The organism is Bradyrhizobium sp. HKCCYLRH1034, assembly GCF_051168375.1.
Lineage (GTDB): Bacteria > Pseudomonadota > Alphaproteobacteria > Rhizobiales > Xanthobacteraceae > Bradyrhizobium.
This window is the reverse complement of sequence record NZ_JBNPUW010000006.1, coordinates 259625-278644: the sequence shown is the minus strand read 5'-3', so window position 1 is coordinate 278644 and position 19020 is coordinate 259625. Positions and strand designations below refer to the sequence as shown.

General features: G+C 65.2%; 14 protein-coding genes. 13 read left to right on the top strand and 1 reads right to left on the bottom strand.

The features are described from left to right. Positions 1–13: 13 nt before the first annotated feature. The 7 genes from ACQR0W_RS16685 to ACQR0W_RS16655 all read left to right on the top strand — a co-directional run bounded on the left by ACQR0W_RS16685 (position 14) and on the right by ACQR0W_RS16655 (position 8303). Positions 14–1495, top strand: a complete 1482-nt coding sequence (locus ACQR0W_RS16685) for a type II and III secretion system protein family protein (protein WP_315714366.1) — start codon at positions 14–16, stop codon at positions 1493–1495. Between the two features lie 22 nt (positions 1496–1517). Beyond that, the gene (locus tag ACQR0W_RS16680) at positions 1518–2258 is read left to right on the top strand and encodes a CpaD family pilus assembly protein (RefSeq protein ID WP_315797066.1); all 741 of its coding nucleotides are present in this window, start codon (positions 1518–1520) and stop codon (positions 2256–2258) included. Continuing rightward, positions 2255–3523 (top strand): AAA family ATPase, encoded by a 1269-nt coding sequence (locus tag ACQR0W_RS16675; protein ID WP_315713813.1) that lies wholly within the window; start codon positions 2255–2257, stop codon positions 3521–3523. Before ACQR0W_RS16680 ends, ACQR0W_RS16675 begins: the two co-directional genes overlap by 4 nt. Positions 3524–3544: 21 nt before the next feature. Then, the gene (locus tag ACQR0W_RS16670; protein ID WP_315713812.1) at positions 3545–5008 is read left to right on the top strand and encodes a CpaF family protein; all 1464 of its coding nucleotides are present in this window, start codon (positions 3545–3547) and stop codon (positions 5006–5008) included. 11 nt (positions 5009–5019) lie between these two features. Continuing rightward, positions 5020–5994 (top strand): type II secretion system F family protein, encoded by a 975-nt coding sequence (locus ACQR0W_RS16665; RefSeq protein WP_315713811.1) that lies wholly within the window; start codon positions 5020–5022, stop codon positions 5992–5994. Between the two features lie 8 nt (positions 5995–6002). Next, positions 6003–6977 carry a type II secretion system F family protein gene (locus tag ACQR0W_RS16660; protein ID WP_315753445.1) on the top strand — a complete coding sequence of 325 codons (975 nt, stop codon included), beginning with the start codon at positions 6003–6005 and terminating at the stop codon, positions 6975–6977. Between the two features lie 84 nt (positions 6978–7061). Continuing rightward, the gene (locus ACQR0W_RS16655) at positions 7062–8303 is read left to right on the top strand and encodes a Zn-dependent hydrolase (RefSeq protein WP_316186661.1); all 1242 of its coding nucleotides are present in this window, start codon (positions 7062–7064) and stop codon (positions 8301–8303) included. 24 nt (positions 8304–8327) lie between these two features. On the opposite strand, the gene ACQR0W_RS16650 is transcribed toward ACQR0W_RS16655, so the two are convergent. Next, positions 8328–9134 carry a tetratricopeptide repeat protein gene (locus ACQR0W_RS16650; RefSeq protein ID WP_316186660.1) on the bottom strand — a complete coding sequence of 269 codons (807 nt, stop codon included), beginning with the start codon at positions 9132–9134 and terminating at the stop codon, positions 8328–8330. Between the two features lie 193 nt (positions 9135–9327). On the opposite strand from ACQR0W_RS16650, the gene ACQR0W_RS16645 reads away from it, so the two are divergent. The 6 genes from ACQR0W_RS16645 (at position 9328) to ACQR0W_RS16620 (ending at position 18928) form a co-directional block, all read left to right on the top strand. Beyond that, a complete protein-coding gene (locus ACQR0W_RS16645; protein WP_315825978.1) occupies positions 9328–10710 on the top strand; it encodes a leucyl aminopeptidase family protein in 1383 nt (460 codons plus the stop codon). Then, on the top strand, positions 10703–11542 hold the full coding sequence (locus tag ACQR0W_RS16640; RefSeq protein ID WP_316186659.1) for an NlpC/P60 family protein: 840 nt from the start codon (positions 10703–10705) through the stop codon (positions 11540–11542). The genes ACQR0W_RS16645 and ACQR0W_RS16640 overlap by 8 nt, the downstream gene beginning before the upstream one ends. Before the next feature lie 1161 nt (positions 11543–12703). Beyond that, positions 12704–13888, top strand: a complete 1185-nt coding sequence (locus ACQR0W_RS16635) for a hypothetical protein (RefSeq protein ID WP_316169522.1) — start codon at positions 12704–12706, stop codon at positions 13886–13888. 38 nt (positions 13889–13926) lie between these two features. After that, a complete protein-coding gene (locus ACQR0W_RS16630; RefSeq protein ID WP_316169523.1) occupies positions 13927–16416 on the top strand; it encodes a hypothetical protein in 2490 nt (829 codons plus the stop codon). An 87-nt stretch (positions 16417–16503) separates the two neighbouring features. Then, complete coding sequence (locus ACQR0W_RS16625; protein ID WP_316167386.1) at positions 16504–17310, top strand: DsbA family protein; 807 nt, start codon at positions 16504–16506, stop codon at positions 17308–17310. Positions 17311–18082: 772 nt separating this feature from the next. Next, a complete protein-coding gene (locus ACQR0W_RS16620; protein ID WP_316169524.1) occupies positions 18083–18928 on the top strand; it encodes an outer membrane protein in 846 nt (281 codons plus the stop codon). The last annotated feature ends 92 nt before the right edge of the window (positions 18929–19020 follow it).

The following is a 19020-nucleotide window of genomic DNA, read 5'->3' as shown; positions in this document are numbered from 1 at the left end:
GAGGACCACCCAGATGACCTGCAGCGAAAATCAGCGGAAGATGCGGACCCTGCTGGTCCGCGCGCTGTCGTTTTCGGCCGCCGCTGCGCTGACCCTCAATCCGGCGATCGCGCCGGTGATCGCGGCAGACTATCGCCCGGCGACTGCAGCCGCCGCCGCGGACGGCCAGATTAATGCGCGTTTCCTTGCGCTCGGCATCGGCAAGTCCGTCGTCATCGATCTGCCGCGCGACATCAAGGACGTTCTTGTCGCCGATCCGAAGATCGCGAATGCCGTCGTGCGCTCCTCTCAGCGCGCCTACATCATTGGTGCGGCGATCGGTCAGACGAATATCGTCTTCTTCGACGCGCAGGGCCAGCAGATCGCGGCCTACGACATCGCGGTCAAGCGCGACCTGAACGGCGCGCGGGCGGCGCTGAAGCAGTTGCTGCCGAATGCCGATATCCAGATCGAGGGCCTCGCCGACAGCATCGTGCTGACCGGCTCGGCGTCGAGCCAGATCGAAGCCCAGCAGGCCGGCGAACTGGCCGCCCGGCTCGCCGGCGGCGCCGACAAGGTCGTCAACTCGATCACCGTGCGCGGCCGGGACCAGGTGATGCTGAAGGTGACGGTCGCCGAGGTGCAGCGCTCGGTCGTCAAGCAGCTCGGCATCGATCTCTCCGGCCAGCTCAACTACGGAACTGCTGTCGTCAAATTCGCGAACTCCAATCCATTCACCGCCTACGGTAGCAATCTCGTCTCCAACAACGCCGTGACCGCAGCGTTGGGCGGGGCGACCCCGACGGTGCAGGCGACACTGCGCGCGATGGAGAACGCGGGCGTGATCCGTACGCTCGCCGAACCCAATCTGACCGCCATCTCGGGCGAGTCCGCGACCTTCATCGCCGGCGGCGAGTTTCCGGTTCCCGCCGGTTACTCCTGCGATCCGACGACCCATGTCTGTACGACGCAGATCAGCTTCAAGAAGTTCGGCATCTCGCTCAACTTCACGCCCGTCGTGCTCAGCGAGGGCCGGATCTCGATGCGGGTGATGACCGAGGTCTCGGAGCTCTCAAACGAGAACTCGATCACGCTGTCGCAAGCCGTCAGCTCGACGACGGTCAACTCGTTGACGGTTCCATCGATCAAGACCCGGCGCGCCGAGACCACGCTCGAAATTCCCTCCGGCGGCGCCATGGCGATGGCCGGCCTGATCCAGCAGCAGACCAAGCAGGCGATCAGCGGCATGCCGGGCCTGATGCAGCTGCCGGTCCTCGGCGCGCTGTTCCGCAGCCGCGACTACGTCAACAACCAGACCGAACTGATGGTTCTGGTGACGCCGTTCGTCGTCCGCGCCGTGGCACAGAAGGATCTCTCCCGCCCAGACGACGGCTTTGCGGCCGCGTCCGACCCCCAGGCCGATCTCCTGGGTAGCATCAACCGCATCTACGGCGTACCCGGCCGGGTCGAACCCGGACGTAACTATCGCGGCACCTATGGCTTCATCACGGACTGAGCCGGGACAAGGACCTGCAACGATGACCACCACATCCAGCCCCGCCCGATACCGACGCCTGCCCCTTGCCGCAGCGCTCGCCGCAGCCGCAGCCCTGCTCGGCGCCTGCAACTACACCAGAGACGCCGCCACCACGGCGAGCATCCCCGACGACTACCGGCTGCGCCACCCGATCGCGATCCAGGAGGCCCCGGACTCCCTGGTGGTCTTCATCGGCCAGGGTCGTGGCGGCCTGACGGCCGAGCAGCGCGCCGACGTGATGGGACTGGCCCAGAGCTGGATTCGCCAAGGCACGGGCGCGATCAGCGCCGACGTACCGAGCGGCACCCCCAACGCACGGGCGGCCGCCGACTCGATGCGGGAGATCCACTCCCTGCTGGCCGCCGCCGGCGTCCCGCCGCACGGCATCACCGTACGCAACTATCAGCCGAAGGACCCGCGCCAGATGGCCGCGATCCGGCTGAGCTATCCAAAAATGTCGGCCACGGTGGGGCCCTGCGGGATCTGGCCGGATGACCTCGGGCCGTCGATCAAGAACAAGAACTGGTTCGACAACAAGCCTGACTGGAACTACGGCTGCGCCTACCAGCGCAACATGGCGGCAATGGTCGCCAACCCGTCGGATCTCGTGCAGCCGCGATCCGAAACGCCGTCCTATACCACCCGGCGCACGGCATTGTTCGACAAATATCGCAAGGGACAATCAACCGCGATCACGTATCCAGAGGCCGACAAGGCCAAACTCAGCGACACAGGCAAATGATCAGCTACGCCCGACAGACCCAAGAGGAGCAGCCTGACGTCGTGCCGCCGCCGGCCGACGATCACATCGCGCCCGCGCCGCGCGTGTCCGTGCAGGCGTTCTGTGAGACGGTGGAAACCGCCGCGACGGTTCAGGCCGCCGGTGAGGACCGGCGCCTCGGCAAGGCCCATCTGAAGGTTCAGATGGGTGGCATGGCGGCGGCGATCGAGGCCTACCGGTCTGCCCCGACCCCGAACGTCATCATCCTGGAGACGGATGCACGCACCGACATCCTGGCCGGCCTGGATCAGCTTGCGACGGTTTGCGACCCGGGCACGCGCGTCGTCGTGATCGGCCGCGTCAACGACGTCACGCTGTATCGCGAGCTGGTTCGGCGCGGCGTCAGCGACTATGTGCTGTCGCCAGTGACGCCGATCGACGTCGTCCGCTCGATCTGCAACCTGTTCTCCGCGCCGGAAGCCAAGGCCGTCGGGCGCATCGTTGCGGTCGTCGGCGCCAAGGGCGGCGTCGGAGCTTCGACCCTCGCCCATAACATCGCCTGGGCGATTGCGCGCGACCTGTCGATGGACTCCGTGGTGGCAGATCTCGATTTGGCGTTCGGCACCGCCGGCCTCGACTACAACCAGGATCCCGCGCAGGGCATCGCGGACGCCGTCTTCTCACCAGACCGGATCGACATCGCCTTCATGGACCGGCTGTTGTCGAAATGCACCGATCATCTGAGCCTGCTGGCCGCGCCTGCGACGCTCGACCGGGTCTACGATTTCGGCGCCGAGGCATTCGATGCGGTCTTCGACACGCTGCGAGCCTCGATGCCATGCATCGTGCTCGATGTTCCGCATCAATGGGCAGGCTGGACCAAGCGGGCGCTGATCTCCGCGGATGACATCCTGATCGTCGCGGCGCCGGATCTCGCCTCGCTGCGCAACACCAAGAACATGTTCGATCTCCTCAAGGCCGCCCGGCCGAACGATCGCATGCCGCTCTACTGCTTGAACCAGGTCGGCGTTCCCAAGCGGCCCGAGATCAATGCGAGCGAGTTCGCCAAGGCGATCGAAAGCCCGCCGATCGCAACGATCCCGTTCGAGCCGCAGATCTTCGGCGCAGCCGCCAACAACGGCCAGATGATTGCGGAGATGTCTCCCAGCCATCGGACGACGGAGATGTTTCTCCAGATCGCGCAGCGGCTCACCGGCCGCAGCGAGACAAAGAAGCCGAAAGGCTCCTTCCTGTCGCCTCTGCTGGACAAGCTGAGGGCGAAGTAAGCACGCGTGGAGTTCTAAGTCGTGTTTGGTAAGCGTAGCGGATTGGACAACGATACCAGGGCCCTCAGGCCGGCCGCGCCGGCGCCCGAGCCGGCGCCGGCTGCACCACGCGCGGCGTCTCCGGCCGTGCCGTCGCCACCTCTAGCTCCGACCCGGCAGGCTCCGCCGCCGCCACCACCGGTTGTCGAGGCCCGGCGTTCGGACAGTTACTATCAGGTCAAGGCGACGATCTTCGGGGCGCTGATCGAGGCGATCGATCTCGCTCAGCTGGCCAAGCTCGACGGCGAATCCGCGCGCGAGGAAATCCGCGACATCGTCAACGAGATCATCGCGATCAAGAATATCGTGATGTCGATCGCCGAGCAGGAAGAGCTGCTCGACGATATCTGCAACGACGTGCTCGGCTATGGCCCGCTGGAGCCGCTGCTGTCGCGTGACGACATCGCTGACATCATGGTCAACGGCGCCGGTACGGTCTTTATCGAAGTCAACGGCAAGATCCAGCGCACGGGCATCCGGTTCCGCGACAACCAGCAGCTCCTGAACATCTGCCAGCGCATCGTCAGCCAGGTCGGCCGCCGCGTCGACGAATCGTCACCGATCTGCGACGCGCGTCTCGCCGATGGCTCGCGCGTCAACGCCATCGTTCCGCCGCTGGCGATCGACGGCCCCGCGCTCACCATTCGTAAGTTCAAGAAGGACAAGCTGACGCTCGATCAGCTCGTCAAGTTCGGCGCGATCTCGCCGGAGGGCGCGGAGATCCTGCAGATCATCGGCCGCGTCCGCTGCAACGTGCTGATCTCCGGCGGTACCGGTTCGGGCAAGACCACGCTGCTGAACTGTCTGACCAATTATATCGATCACGACGAGCGCGTCATCACCTGCGAGGACGCCGCCGAGCTCCAGCTGCAGCAGCCACATGTGGTGCGCCTCGAAACCCGGCCGCCCAACATCGAGGGCGAAGGCCAGGTGACGATGCGCGAGCTGGTGAGAAACTGCCTGCGTATGCGGCCCGAGCGCATCATCGTCGGCGAGGTCCGCGGACCCGAGGCCTTCGACCTGCTGCAGGCCATGAACACCGGTCACGACGGATCGATGGGCACGCTGCACGCCAACAACCCGCGCGAAGCGTTGTCCCGCTGCGAATCCATGATCACGATGGGCGGCTTCTCGCTGCCGTCGCGGACCATCCGTGAGATGATCTGCGCCTCGATCGACGTCATCGTCCAGGCGGCGCGACTGCGCGACGGCTCCCGCCGCATCACGCACATCACCGAGGTGATGGGCATGGAAGGCGACACCATCATCACCCAGGACATCTTCCTCTACGACATGATCGGCGAGGACGCGAACGGCAAGATCATCGGGCGCCACCGCTCGACCGGAATCGGCCGGCCGCGGTTCTGGGAACGTGCGCGCTACTACGGCGAAGAGAAGCGGCTTGCGGCTGCACTCGATGCCGCCGAAGTTGCGAGCAAGGACTGAGGAGAGACCCCATGAAGCTTCAGGCTCTCGCCCTTGCCTTCCTCGCCGCCACCGCGATCGGCGGCATCGCCTGGGTGTTCCTTTATCCCCTGCTGTCGGGTGAGCGGAAGGCCGAGCAGCGGCGCAGCACCGTCGCCAAGTCCGAGCCGGTGGTCCGACAGGCCGAACGCAGCCAACGCTCGCGCCGCGAGCAGGTCGAGTCGTCGCTGAAGGATCTCGAGGCGAAGGCCCAGAAGCAGAGTAAAGTCCCGCTGAACATGCGGATTTCGCAGGCCGGACTCGACTGGACCGTGCAGAAATTCTGGATCGTTTCCGGTGTCCTCGGCTTCGTCGTCTGCGCCGTTGCCTTCTTCGCCGGTGGCGGCCCGCTCGGCGCGCTCGGGCTCGGCTTCGCCGCCGGTCTCGGTCTGCCGCGTTGGATCCTCGGCTACCTCAAGAAGCGGCGCGAGAAGAAATTCCTGGCGGCATTGCCGGACGCCGTCGACGTGATCGTGCGCGGCATCAAGGCAGGCCTGCCGCTGTTCGAATCCATCAAGGTCGTCGCCGCCGACGCGCCGGAGCCTTTGCGCAGCGAGTTCCTCGGGATCATCGAGACCCAGGCGATCGGCATGCCGCTCGGCGAGGCTTGTGCGCGGCTCTATGAACGGATGCCGCTTCCCGAAGCCAACTTCTTCGGCATCGTCATCGCGATCCAGCAGAAGTCGGGCGGCAATCTCTCCGAGGCGCTCGGCAACCTCTCGAAGGTGCTGCGCGACCGCAAGAAGATGAGCGAGAAGATCCAGGCGATGTCGATGGAGGCCAAGGCGTCCGCGGGCATCATCGGATCGCTGCCACCGATCGTGATGCTGCTGGTCTATCTGAGCACGCCCGACTACATCTCGTTGCTCTGGACCCATCCGACCGGCCAGTTGATGCTGGTCGGCTGCGTGATCTGGATGTCGATGGGCATCCTGGTCATGAAGAAGATGATCAATTTCGATTTCTGAGGTGGACCATGGTCGACATTCTGGTCTCCAAGCTGCACGACCCGCACTTCATGACGATGTTCTTCGCCGCCATCGCGGCGACGGCCACCGTCTATACGCTGATCATGCCGCTGTTCGCAGGCGAGAACCTGAACAAGCGCATGAAGGCGGTCGCCAGCGAACGCGAGCGGATCAAGCAGCGCGAGCGCGAGCGGTTGAACGCCGGCGAGAAGGTCTCGCTGCGGCAGACGCCGAAGCAGCTCATCTCTCGTGTGGTGGAGGATTTCAACCTCACCAAATGGCTCGCTCAGGAGGCGGCCCGCGAGAAGCTCATCATGGCGGGCTACCGCGGCCAGGCGCCCTACATCACCTTCCTGTTCGCGCGCCTAGTGACGCCGCTGGTTCTGTTCGTCGGTTCCGTGCTGTACGTCTTCGTGATCGCGCATCTGCAGAAATCGATGCCGGTCAAGATCGGCATCTGCGTCGGCATGGCCTATCTCGGCCTGCAGGCTCCGATGCTGTTCCTCAGCAACGCGATTTCCAAGCGGCAGCTGTCGATCAAGCGCGCGTTTCCCGACGCGCTCGACCTGCTGCTGATCTGCATCGAATCCGGCATGTCGATCGAGGCCGCCTTCCGCCGCGTGGCGATCGAGATCTCGAGCCAGTCGATCGCGCTGTCGGAGGAGTTCACGCTGACCACCGCGGAGCTCTCCTACCTGCAGGACCGCAAGGTGGCCTACGAGAACCTCGCCCGGCGCACCGGCCTCGAAGGCGTGAAGTCGGTCTGCCTCGCGCTCCAGCAATCGGAGCGCTACGGCACCCCGCTCGGGCAATCGCTGCGCGTGATGGCGCAGGAAAATCGCGACATGCGCATGAACGAGGCCGAGAAGAAGGCGGCCGCGCTGCCGCCGAAGCTGACGGTGCCGATGATCCTGTTCTTCCTGCCGGTGCTGTTCGTGGTCATTCTGGGACCGACCGGCATCAAGGTCGCGGCCATGCAGTAGAGGTAGACCGCTCGCGAGAAATTTCGCTTGCGGTCGTGGCTCTACGCTGGAAGCTAGGCGGAGCATGATCGAGGTCTCCGCCTGATGTCCGACAAGCTCCGCCGCGCCGATGGCGCCCGCGTCCTCGCCGATCTGAACGCACTGCGCGCCTTCGGCACCTACAAGACCGGCGTGCACCGGCCGACCTTCTCCGACGCCCATCGTCAATCGCTCGCTTGGCTCGCCGAGCGCCTGCCCGACGCGCAGCTGACGCCTGATATCGACGGCATCGGCAACGTGCTAGGCACCAGCGCCAAGCCAGGCCCCAAGCTGCTGGCCGGATCGCATCTGGAGAGCCAGAACCAGGCCGGCTGGCTCGATGGCCCGCTCGGTGTCGTCTACGCGCTGGAGGCGGCGCGCGTGCTCAATCCCGATCCGTCCATTGTCGGTGCGGTGGAGGTCGCCTCCTGGTGCGACGAGGAGGGCCATTTCGGCAGCATGCTCGGCAGCCGGTCCTATGTCGGCGACGTCAGCGAGGCCGAAATCGATGCTGCCCGCGACCGCAGCAGCCCGCGTACGATGCGGGAGGCGCTTGCCGAGGTGGGCCTCGCCGGACGGCCGCGCCTGCAGGCCGAGCGCGGCCGGCATATCGGCTATCTCGAAGCTCATATCGAGCAGGGCGACACGCTCGAGGCGAGCGGGCTCAAGATCGGTGTCGTCACCTCGATCGTCGGCATCTGGCAATACCGCATCACCTTCACCGGCGAGCAGAACCATGCCGGCACGACGCGGATGGCGGTGCGCAAGGATGCCGGGCTCGCGCTCGCCAAGTTCTGTGTGGCGATCGATGCGCGCTTTCCGGCCGCCTGCGGCCCGCGCACGGTGTGGACCACGGGACGCATCACGCTCGATCCGGGCGCACCGAGCATCATCCCCGGCCAGGCCGAAATGCTGTTCCAGATCCGCGACGACAATGCCGCCGTGGTCGACCGGCTCGAAGAGCTGCTGCGTGAAATGGCTGCGCAGGCGTCAGACGCAGGTCCCTGCCATGTCGCCGTCGAGCGCATCCGGACCGGCGCGCCGGCCATGATGGACGGCACGTTCCAGGATGCGGTCGAGGCCGCCAGCCGCGATCTCGCGGCCGGCAAGTCGCTGCGGATGCCGAGCGGCGCCGGACACGACGCGCAGGTGCTGGCCACCATCATGCCGGCCGGCATGCTGTTCGTGCCGTCGATCGGCGGCATCAGCCATCACTGGACCGAGAACACCTCCGATGCCGACATCGTCACCGGCGCCGACGTGTTCGTCGACACCTGCCGCCGCCTGCTGACAGGCGCGACACGATAGGCAGGTCATCAGCGAGGCACGTCGTCAGTCCGGCTGGTTGAGCGCGGCCATCGGCGGATTGCGCGCCTTGCCCTTGCCCTGGCTCTGCCCCTGAATCATCTGCTTGAGATAGGCGACGTTGGCGGCGGCCTCGTCCGGCGGCAGATCGGCCCGTGCGATCTGCTCGGCCTCCGCGAAGCGCCCCTGCAGGCCAACGACGAGCGCGAGGTTCTGGCGCACCCGCGCGTCCGCCCCCTGCGAGCCGTAGGCCTGCCGCAGCACCTCCTCGGCCTTCGGCAGCTCCCGCGTCAGCATGTAGGACAGGCCGAGATTGGACAGCACCGAGGGCTCGCCGGGCACGATCTTCAGCGCGCTATCGTAATAGCGCCGCGCCTCCTCGTGGCGGCCCATCTGGTCAAGCACCGTGCCCTGCACCGACAGCAGCTTCCAATCGGGATTGTCCGGCGAGTGCGCGCGCGACAGCACGTCGAATGCGAGCTTGAAATTGCCGTTGTCGGCCAGCGCTCGGCCATAGGCCGCGAGCACGGTCTTGTTGCCGGCGTTGGCGAGCGTCGCCTGCTCCAGCACCGCAACCGCCTGCTCGCGCTGGCCGTTGTTGCGCAGCGCCTGGCCATAGGCGACCGCGATGGCCGCATCCTTGGGGTTGGCGCGGTAGCGCTCGCCATACACCTCGACCGCGCGCTGCGGGGTCGCGGGCGGCGGCGGCTCGGCCCGACCGCGCAGCGAGCCCGTGACGTCGGACATGGTCTGGCAGCCGCCGAGGCCCGCAGCGACGAGCGCGGTGAGGACAACGGACGTAAGCAGCCGAGGAATGGAAGGCGATTGACGCATGTCACGTGGACTCGAACGAGCGAATTGAACGCGCCAGCAATAAACTGTTAACGCTAACAGCCGGTTAATGGCGCGGCCACGGCGCCATCGTCACATCCGCGTCGGTTTGCGGGCTAGGCGGCCGGCGTGATTGCAGCGGCCTTCAAACTCTGCGAAGTCTGGCTGCCGCGCGCCAGTTAGGGAACCATTAGGCATGCCGTCGATGTTCGAGACCGCCTCCACAACGTCCGCCATCCCGATCACCTTCGTAACGAAGGCGAGCTGGCCGGGGATCAAGGAGAGCCTGTCGGCTGAAGCACGCAACTTCGCCGAGGCCAACGTCTACGCCGCCAAGCCCGGCAGCTATCTGGCGCTGCCCGCCGCCGACGGCCACATCGCGCAGGTGCTGTTCGGCCTCGAGGACGACGACGCCAAGCACCGTGACCTGTTCCGGCCGGGCGCCCTGCCCGGCCTGCTGCCCGCCGGCACCTACCGCTTCGCCAATGCGCCGCATGATGCACGGCTCGCCGCGCTCGCCTTTGCGCTCGGCAGCTACCGTTTCGGCCGCTACCGCAAGACCGAGACACCGGAGGTCCGCCTCGTTCCGCCCGATGGCGTCGACGCCGCCGAGCTGAATCGCCTGGCGGACGCGGCGACATTGGCGCGCGACCTCGTCAACACGCCGTCCAACGACATGGGACCCGAGGAGCTCGAGGCCGCGGCGAAGCAGGTCGCCGACCGCTTCGGCGCGCGCTTCACCAGCATCGTCGGCGACGATCTGCTGCGCCAGAACCATCCGCTGATCCATGCCGTCGGTCGCGCCTCGACCCGCGCGCCGCGCCTGATCGAGCTCGTCTGGGGCGATCCATCGCATCCCAAGGTGACCCTGGTCGGCAAGGGCGTCTGCTTCGATACCGGCGGGCTCGACCTGAAGCCGTCGAGCAGCATGCTCCTGATGAAGAAGGACATGGGCGGCGCCGCCAACGTGCTGGCGCTGGCGCAGATGGTAATGGATGCCAAGCTCAAGCTACATCTGCGCGTGCTGATTCCAGCGGTCGAGAACGCGGTCGCTGGCAACGCCTTCCGTCCGCTCGACGTGTTTCCCTCGCGAAAGGGCATCACGGTCGAGATCGGCAATACCGATGCCGAGGGCCGGCTGGTCCTGGCTGACGCGCTGGCGCTGGCCGACGAGGACAAGCCGGACCTGCTGATCGACATGGGCACGCTGACCGGCGCCGCGCGCGTCGCACTCGGTCCCGATTTGCCGCCGTTCTACACCCAGGACGAGGCGCTCGCCGCGGACGTCGCGCGCTGCGCTGCCGCCGAGAACGATCCGCTGTGGCGGATGCCGCTATGGGCGCCGTACGACTCGTGGCTCGACTCCAAGGTCGCGACCATCAACAACGCGCCCTCGGGCGGCTTCGCCGGCTCGATCACCTGCGCGCTGTTCCTGCAGCGCTTCGTCGAGCACGCCAAGAGCTGGCTGCATCTCGACATCTTCGCCTGGACGCCATCCGCCAAGCCGGGCCGGCCCGAGGGTGGCGAGTGCCAGGCGGCGCGTGCGCTCTACAAGCTCCTGAGCGAGCGCTATGGCTGATCCGCGCCTCACGCCTGCGCGCGGCGACGTCGCGGCGAAACATCTCCAGGGACAGGTGACGGCTGCGCGCTTCGTCGAGGGCGAGGCGCTGGTGGTCGTCGATTCCATCGCGCCGCTACGCCAGCAGCCGTTCTCCGGCGCCGAGCTGGCGACGCAAGCGCTGAGGGGCGAGCGCGTCATAGTCTACGATCGCAATGGCGAGGGCTGGGCCTGGGGCCAGCTTGCAGCCGATCAGTATGTCGGCTGGCTGCCGGAGGCGGCGCTGGCAACGCCGGCTGCGGCGCCAACGCACAAGATCAGCGCACTGCGCAGCTTCGCGTTCCCGGGTCCGTCGATCAAGCTGCCGCCGGTCGCGACGCTGCCGATGGGGTCCGCTGTCGCGGTGGTCCGCGAGGACGCGAGCTTCGCCGTGACGGCCGAGGGCTGGTTCGTGCCGAAGCCGCACGTGGCGCTGCTCGGTGCCATCGAGCCCGATTATGTCGCGGTCGCCGAGCGCTTCGTCGGCACGCCGTATCTGTGGGGCGGCAAGAGCAGCCTCGGCATCGACTGCTCGGGCCTGGTGCAGGTGTCGTTGAATGCTGCGGGTGTGCCGTGCCCGCGCGACAGCGACATGCAGCTCGCCGCGCTGGGGCGCTTGCTCGACGGGGGAGAGCCGCTTCGCCGCGGCGATCTGATGTTCTGGAAGGGCCACGTCGCCATCGTGCGCGATGCTGACACAATCGTCCACGCCAACGCGTTTCATATGGCCACGCAGATCGAGCCGATCGGCGAAGCGATTGCCCGTATCAAGGCGAGCGGGAGCGATGTGCTCGCGATCAAGCGGCTGGATTGACTCGCCTCATCGCGCTGGCGCGTCCTCCCGATGAGGTTTTGAGACGCAGGCTCCCTCCTCCGTCATTGCGAGCCTAAGCGAAGCAATCCAGAGTCCCGCCCACGACTCTGGATTGCTTCGCTGCGCTCGCAATGACGCGGAGAGAGCGGCGCAAGAGTCCGATATACCTATCAAACAGCAACAGGCCGCGCCAAACAGCAGGGCAAGCATCCGCATTCTCGCGGCCGCATCGGTCCGAGTCCTGCTGCAATCATCCGCCCTCGGCAACATGAGAGGGCGCAGGGAAGGCCGGGTGCCGACCGCACCCGTGGTTGCGTGCAACACAAGCACGCGGTAGTCACCACAGGTACGGGCCGAACATCCGGCCTTCCCTGCGCGATGTTTTGCGACTTACTTCGTGATCTCCCCAGGGACCGGCTTTCTTGCCCCTGTCGGCCGCAGGCCTCATCGGCTCCCGCGACCTTGACGCCAGCATCGGGGCGCCAGGACCACACGACTTCGCCGTCCGCATGACGCCGTTCGTCGGTGCGCACATGCACACTGCAACATCATCGCGGCCATCGCATCCCGCACCCGACGTCCGTGACGACGCGTACGTCCCTCTCGTGGGGCAGGACGGGGCGGAGTATGCACGATTTCCGAAAAAAAGAAAGATGAATATTTTTCGCGAGAGGACTGGACAGGCGTTCGCGGACCGCGCCCGTCGGCCAAATCACCCGCAATCGCGTGGGTTCTCGCCGCAGCCCAAGAGAGCTGAGATTCTGACTGTCGGCGCTTTTGGTAATTCGCCCGATCTCGAGAGTATAGCGACAGATTCGTGGCCCGGCAGACGATTGCCGCTTCTGTGAAGGGTTTCGGATGCCGGCCGCACGATTGACGGCGCGGCATGTTCGGGCGGCCGGCGTCCGAAAGCTTCCAAGGGAGGAAGCCGCGCATGGTGGGCAGAACTGGTGCGGAGGCGCATTCCACCGTGGCCGGTCGATGAGCGGCGGGCACGACGAACAGCTTTGCAGAACGGCGGTTGTGCGGTGATGAGGTGTCGATCCTGATGGCGCTGGTTGGCGCAGTCGGTCGATGGCGCGGCTGCCGTCGCCTCTGTTGATCTAGCGCAAGGCTGGAATTGAGAAGAACGCCCACGTTGATGCGACAGAGGGGCGGACCATGGTGCGCGCAGGACGCTGGCGGGTTCAAGGAGCGGCCGTCGTCGCCGCGATGATTCTGCTGGCATCGCCGGCGCGGGCGGGCTGCAGTCCAGAAGACATCGCGGATGCCTTTATCGGGACGCTGTCCGCCGCATATGTGTGCAAGTCGGTCTATGAGAATGACGCAAGCCGCTACGCAGCGATTGCACTGACCGCAGCACTCAGCGGCGTCGCCTTGTCAGGGTCGGACACGGGGAAAGGGCAAGCCCTGGTCAATCAATTCTGCGCAGAGGCGCAGGGCAACGCCGACCAAGTCGTCAGCAAGCTGAACACGATCTTTGGCAACGCGATCGCAGAAAATGTTCTCGGCGATCTTTCCAAGGAGCTCGCAGCCATTGGCGCGGCCGCAGACGTCGTGAAATGCGCCTGCAAGAGCGAGCAGAGCACCGTTGGATTGGGTTCCGAAATCGGCTCATGTCTTCAGGAGGTGCTGTGCTGGGGGCAGGAAGAGCTTGGCATGCAGTCCTGCGGCGATTGCGAGGTCCTTCCGCCTGTTCAAGCCACATGCGCCGCGATCAACGCGACGTGCGAAAAAGTACCTTACATGGAGTGGTGGAGGTACCCGGAATGTCAAGGCATCGGCGGTCCCGGCTCGATCTTCAGCCCTTCCAGCAAAGGCGTCTATCAGGATCAATACGATCGATATGGCGTGGGCATGGTGGAAACCGGCGACGGGACGCTGGTGGTCACGGATCCCGGCGCCTATGCCTGCCACACAGGGAGCAGCTACTGCACCTGTCCGAAACCGATGGTGCCGCACTGGCAACAGGTCCCCAACCCCGGATCCGGCGATAGCAAGTACGTGTTCTCGTGCGATTGCCCGAAGGACACCCATCCCGGCGCGTTGAAGTCGGACGGGCTCTCCGAGTGCCTGTGCGACGACACCAACCAGGTGGCGGTCTTCGGCTTTGCGCCCTACGGCATGTGTCCGCCCGCGGCCTGCCCGGCCGGACAGACAAGACTCGGCGGCGACAAGAACAGCCCCTGTGTCACGCCCTGCTCCGACAAGAGCCAGGGAATGGCCTTTGACGGGAGCTGCTGCAATCCCGCGCAGATGACCAATTGTGGAGAATGTTGCCCGCCCGACACCGTGCCCAACGTCAAGACCGGCTCCTGCGAGCCGCGGCCCAAGCAGCCGAAATGAGGCGGACCGACATGATTGAGCTTGGCCGACAGACGTCCTTGACAGCCGCCGTCCGTGCGATGCGGCACCTCGCCTGGCTGCTGATCCTGCCTCTCGCACTCGGGGGGCCCGCGTCGGCGCAAACGCCGCCCGGCGTTTACACCCCCGGCGATGCTGCAGTCACCGGATTCTCCGGGGCTATTCGCCCGTTCGAGATCGAGCCCGGTCAGGATCCCGACGTTCGGACCATCATCAATCCTGGAGGGCCGTCGCTGCGCATCGTCGATCTAAGACGCATGGGCGGTCCGCCCCAGGCGCAATTGGTCGGTGCGCCGAAACCGTTCACCGTCAGCGCGAAGTCGATCGGGCAGGTGTTTGGCGTCGCTCTGGACGACAGTTCCCCCGCCAACATTTACGTCGCGGCGACATCCGCCTATGGTCTCTCGATCGTCGCGCCGGGACCTGAAGGTCGACCGCAACATGTCAGGCTCGGGACTAGCGGCGCGACCTTCATGCCGGCACAATGGGGTCCGGGCGGCGGTCCGGGATCGATCTGGAAGATCAATGGCGCCACCGGCGCGGTGACGCTGTTCGCGAATGTCACCACGGGCGACAAGGCCAATTCGGGCGCGGCGCTCGGGGGATTAGCCTATGATCCGGCGACCAAGTCTCTGTTCGTCGCCGACCGTGAGACCGGGCTGATCCATCGCTTCGGCCCGAACGGCGTCGACCTCGGTGTCTATGATCACGGCGTCGCCGGCAGCGCAGCCGCGGAACTTCCAACGGCGCCGGCGCCAGCCGGGCCAGGCGTCGATATTACGAGTCCTCAATTCGACAGCGCGCAGCCCGAGACCTGGGGCTACGCGGCACCGGATCGGCGAGTGTTCGGCCTCGCCATTCGCGACGGCCGGCTCTACTACGCGGTCGCCGAGGGCTTGCGGGTGTGGTCGGTCGGGCTCAACGCGAACGGCTCGTTCGGTGCGGACGCCAGAATCGAAGTCGTCGTACCGTCCGCCGCCGGTCCCACCGAGATCTCCAGGATCACTTTCGACGATGAGGGACGGATGTTTTTGGCCGAGCGGCCGGCGCCGACCGGGGCGCAGGATTTCGAGGCCTTGTCCGCGCCGTCGATCGGCCGCGTGCTGCGCTATACGCTGATCGGTGTCACTGAGATCAAGCAGCCGATCTGGCAGCCCTTGCCGGACGAATATGCGGTGGGATTCCCCGAACGTTTCCGCAATGGCAATGGCGGCGTCGCGATCGGCTACAGCTACGACATGGGCGGGACCATGAATCCGGCCTCCTGCGGCGGCTTCGTCTGGACCACCGGCGAACAATTGCGCAACGCCACCGATCCCAAGCTCGTGGCTCAACTCGGCCAGAACGACGCGCTTGCGATCGACGGACTGCAGGGGAATCCGATCTGGCGCATCCGCCGCGGCGATGAGCCACCGCTGCTCAGTTACTTCATCGACTATGCCGACGCGCCGCCCGATCTATCAGCTCGCGGGCACATGGGAGATATCGCCATCTTGCGCGCGTGTACAAGGGAAGCCGCACGGATACGGCTGGCGCCGCGTCCAGCCGGCGCGCCGCCTCCCGCCGGCATGCCGAGGCCGCCGGGTCTGCAGACCTGCAAGACCCATGTCTGCGGTTCGGACGGATCGGTTTGTCCGCCCAATCAGATCTGGATCATCAAGACCAAGAGCTGCGCGTCGAGCTGCGCCCCGCCCAATGTTCTGGTCAATGGCCAATGCTGCTCGCCCAAAGACCTGCAGCCGGGGGGCATCTGTTCGAACAACAATCCGTCGACTGATATCGCCAAGCCGATGTGCGGCGTCAACCAGACGGCGATCGGCCCGAACAATGAATGCTGCGAGAACAGCCAGATCTATTCCGGCCCGATTGGCCAACAACTTTGCTGCGGGACGACCGTGGTGAACGGCGTGTGCGATCCGTTGAAGCCGAAAATTCCAGACTGGAAATGCCCCAGCTGCTGTGCGCCCGGCTATATGAAGATCGCCGGTAAGTGCTGTCTCAAGAGCCAGGCGACGTCGAAGGGACAGTGCTGCCCGGCCGGCCAGATTGCGAGCCCCGACGGCACGCTATGCATACCGCTGCACTGGCTGCCGAGACTTTCACAGTGTTGCGCCTCGGGCTTCGTGCCGACTGCGAATAGCAAATGCTGCGCGTCCGCGAATCTGACGACGAGCGGCGAGTGCTGCGCGGCCCCGGTCGACCCAAAGGATCGAAGCCAGTGCTCCAAGACGATCGAGAAGAAGTCCACCACGGTCGTCCCCGTGATTCCGAAGCTGCCGACGACGTGCCAACCTGGTGAGCGGCGCAATGCCGACGGCGTGTGCGTGGCCCGCAAGCCGGGGGTGACACGGGACCGGCGGGCGCCGGATGTCGGTCGCCCGATCGTCTGCCCCCCCGGTTGGATTCCGGGGCCGCTTGGCGCGCGCTGCCGGCCGACCGGCCGATTTGCGCCGCGCATGCCGGGGATCAGACCGGTCCCCCCGCCCGGCATGATGATGCCGCGACGATGAAGGAAGCAGCGATGCACGAGGACACGAATTCGCAAATCATTGCTGCACGCCAACTGCGGAAGTCGGCAGCAATATGGAGGATGACCGATGACCAATTTGATCCGTAGCGTTGCCACGGCGGCTGCCGTCTTCACGCTGTCTTTGCTTTGCGTGCAGCCCGGCCGAGCGGAGAGTTCGCGCAGCGACATCGAGGCGATCGTCAAGGACTACATAGCGACCCATCCCGAAGAAATCGAGCAGGTCGTGAAGGACTACCTCGCCAAGCACCCCGAAGCCGTGCAACAGGCCATCTCCGACCTGATCAAGAAGCGGCAAGCCGCGATGCCGGCGGCAGCGCCCGGCTCCGACAAGACTGAACTGGTCAAGCAAAATGCGCCGGCCTTGTTCGCGTCCGCGCACCAGGTCACGCTCGGCAACCCGCTGGGTGATGTCACCCTGGTCGAGTTCTTCGATTACAGCTGCGGCTACTGCAAGCGCGCGCTCGGCGAGATACTCGAATTGTTGAAGAGCGACCCCAAGCTCAAGATCGTGCTCAAGGAATTTCCGATCCTCGGCCCCGGCTCGCTGGAGGCGGCGCGCGTCGCGGTAGCGGTACGCATGCAAGACCCGACGGGCGCGAAATACCTCGACTTTCATCAGCGGCTTCTCCAAAGCAGCGGACCCGCCGACAAGGCGCGCGCGTGGGCCATCGCGCAGACGATCGGTCTCGACGTTGCTCAGCTTGAAAAGGACATGGACAGCCTGGAGGTGCGCCAAAGCCTCGATGAGAGCGGCAATCTTGCGCAGAAATTGGGATTGAGCGGGACGCCGAGCTATGTCATCGGCGGCAATGTCATCGTCGGCGCGGTCGGACTTGCCACGCTGAAGGCCAGAATTCAGCAGGCTCGCCAGTAGTACGCTCCGATCGCGAAGATATGCATCGACGCCCGAGGTCTCGATTTGTGCAGCGCGCGAGTCCGCTGCTGTGAAGGGCTTCGGATGCCGGCAGCATGATTGACGGCGCGGCACATTCGGGCGGCCGGCGTCCGAAAGCCTCCAAGGGAGGACACCACGCATGGTGGGCAGGACTGGTGCGGCGGGCTCTATGGGGATTTGAGCGCCGCAGGCGATCTGGCTGATTGAGCTCGAAATGATGCAGCGAGCTTCGCGACGATGGCGCGGCGGGTGAATGAGCGGTGGATGGCATGGCAAGCGGTCAATTGTCGGCGGATTGACGACGACAGATGGACGTTTGGGCGCATTCCACCGGGCCGGTCGATGAGCGACGGGCACGACGAGCAGCTTTGCAGGATGGCGGTTGTGCGGTCATGAGGTGTCGATCCTGATGGCGCTGGTTGGCGCAGTCGGTTGATGGCGCGGCGTTGCGCCTTGCTCAAAGACCTCGATGACGATCATGCGGCCGCCGCAGCATGGACACGGCGGCTTGCCACTGCACCCGTGCTGCCGGCTGTCGTGCCTTACCGCGCGAGCGGTTTAGTCCTTTGACCCATTGCGGACTTTGCGAAGAACCGGCTGCGCGATGAATGAGGTTTTACATCCTGCATCATACAACCTGTGGTTAAAATGTTACACTGGTTGATATTGACACACACGGCAACTGAACATTGTTGACCCTGGACCCGCGCCCCGAATAGCGTGGTTCAGGTCTCGTGCTGGGAGTGTGACGATGCGTAACGCATCCATGGCAATTATTTCTGCTATCTCAATCCTTCCATTTGCGCAGGCCGCGTCGGCGGCCGATCTGCCGCTGAAGGCCCCGCCCCCTGCGCCGCTTGCCGTGTTTAGTTGGACGGGATGCTACGTCGGCGCAAACCTCGGCGGGGGACAGGTGAAACACAACCTGACGACCGACGCGCCTCCGTTCCCGCCCAATCTCATCAATGGCGCTGCAAGAACGGCAATCAACAATGCCGGTCTGGCGAACCTTAGTCACACCGGCATTACCGGTGGCGGACAGGCTGGATGCAACTGGCAGCCAACAACGGCAGGCTGGTCTCACCTGGTCTTAGGTATCGAGGGCGATTTCAACGGCATTGACGGCAAGGTGTCGCGAAACACCGGCAATGTTGTCGAGCCGGTATCGGGGAGAACGGTTGCATCAGTCGACGACATTGGCATGAATTGGTTCGCCACGGTCCGAGGGCGCATTGGCTGGGCCTTTGACCGGATCATGATCTATGGCACGGGCGGCGCGGCGATCGCCAATGTCGACGCATCAAAGAGATTTGCGTGGGATTTTGCCGACGGCTGCCCGATCGTGAACGGCTTGAATCAATGTCATGTCGGCGGTCGCAGCAGCACCCGTGTCGGCTGGACAGCCGGCGGTGGCGCCGAATGGGCATTCCGAGACCATTGGTCCGCGAAGGTTGAGTATCTCTACGCCGACCTCGGCAACTTCTCCTATTCGACTTTCAACAACGGACCCGGATTTGGCCCCCCTGGACAAGTGGCAAACCATACGGTGAGCACGAAACTCCAGATCGTTCGCGTGGGCGTCAACTATCGCTTCTAGCGAACTACGTTGAATGCGTACTGAACTCGCAGAGCAACAATTGCGCTCCTTGGCGGAGCCGTTTGCCAATTGATTGCACTGTCACTGCCCCC

What these genes read in the sequence shown, in the direction of transcription:
- ACQR0W_RS16685 (WP_315714366.1), top strand. Translation starts at nt 14, where the DNA reads ATGACCTGCAGCGAAAATCAGCGGAAGATGCGGACCCTGCTGGTCCGC.
- ACQR0W_RS16680 (WP_315797066.1), top strand. Translation starts at nt 1,518, where the DNA reads ATGACCACCACATCCAGCCCCGCCCGATACCGACGCCTGCCCCTTGCC.
- ACQR0W_RS16675 (WP_315713813.1), top strand. Translation starts at nt 2,255, where the DNA reads ATGATCAGCTACGCCCGACAGACCCAAGAGGAGCAGCCTGACGTCGTG.
- ACQR0W_RS16665 (WP_315713811.1), top strand. Translation starts at nt 5,020, where the DNA reads ATGAAGCTTCAGGCTCTCGCCCTTGCCTTCCTCGCCGCCACCGCGATC.
- ACQR0W_RS16660 (WP_315753445.1), top strand. Translation starts at nt 6,003, where the DNA reads ATGGTCGACATTCTGGTCTCCAAGCTGCACGACCCGCACTTCATGACG.
- ACQR0W_RS16655 (WP_316186661.1), top strand. Translation starts at nt 7,062, where the DNA reads ATGTCCGACAAGCTCCGCCGCGCCGATGGCGCCCGCGTCCTCGCCGAT.
- ACQR0W_RS16650 (WP_316186660.1), bottom strand. Translation starts at nt 9,134, where the DNA reads ATGCGTCAATCGCCTTCCATTCCTCGGCTGCTTACGTCCGTTGTCCTC.
- ACQR0W_RS16645 (WP_315825978.1), top strand. Translation starts at nt 9,328, where the DNA reads ATGCCGTCGATGTTCGAGACCGCCTCCACAACGTCCGCCATCCCGATC.
- ACQR0W_RS16640 (WP_316186659.1), top strand. Translation starts at nt 10,703, where the DNA reads ATGGCTGATCCGCGCCTCACGCCTGCGCGCGGCGACGTCGCGGCGAAA.
- ACQR0W_RS16635 (WP_316169522.1), top strand. Translation starts at nt 12,704, where the DNA reads ATGGTGCGCGCAGGACGCTGGCGGGTTCAAGGAGCGGCCGTCGTCGCC.
- ACQR0W_RS16625 (WP_316167386.1), top strand. Translation starts at nt 16,504, where the DNA reads ATGACCAATTTGATCCGTAGCGTTGCCACGGCGGCTGCCGTCTTCACG.
- ACQR0W_RS16620 (WP_316169524.1), top strand. Translation starts at nt 18,083, where the DNA reads ATGCGTAACGCATCCATGGCAATTATTTCTGCTATCTCAATCCTTCCA.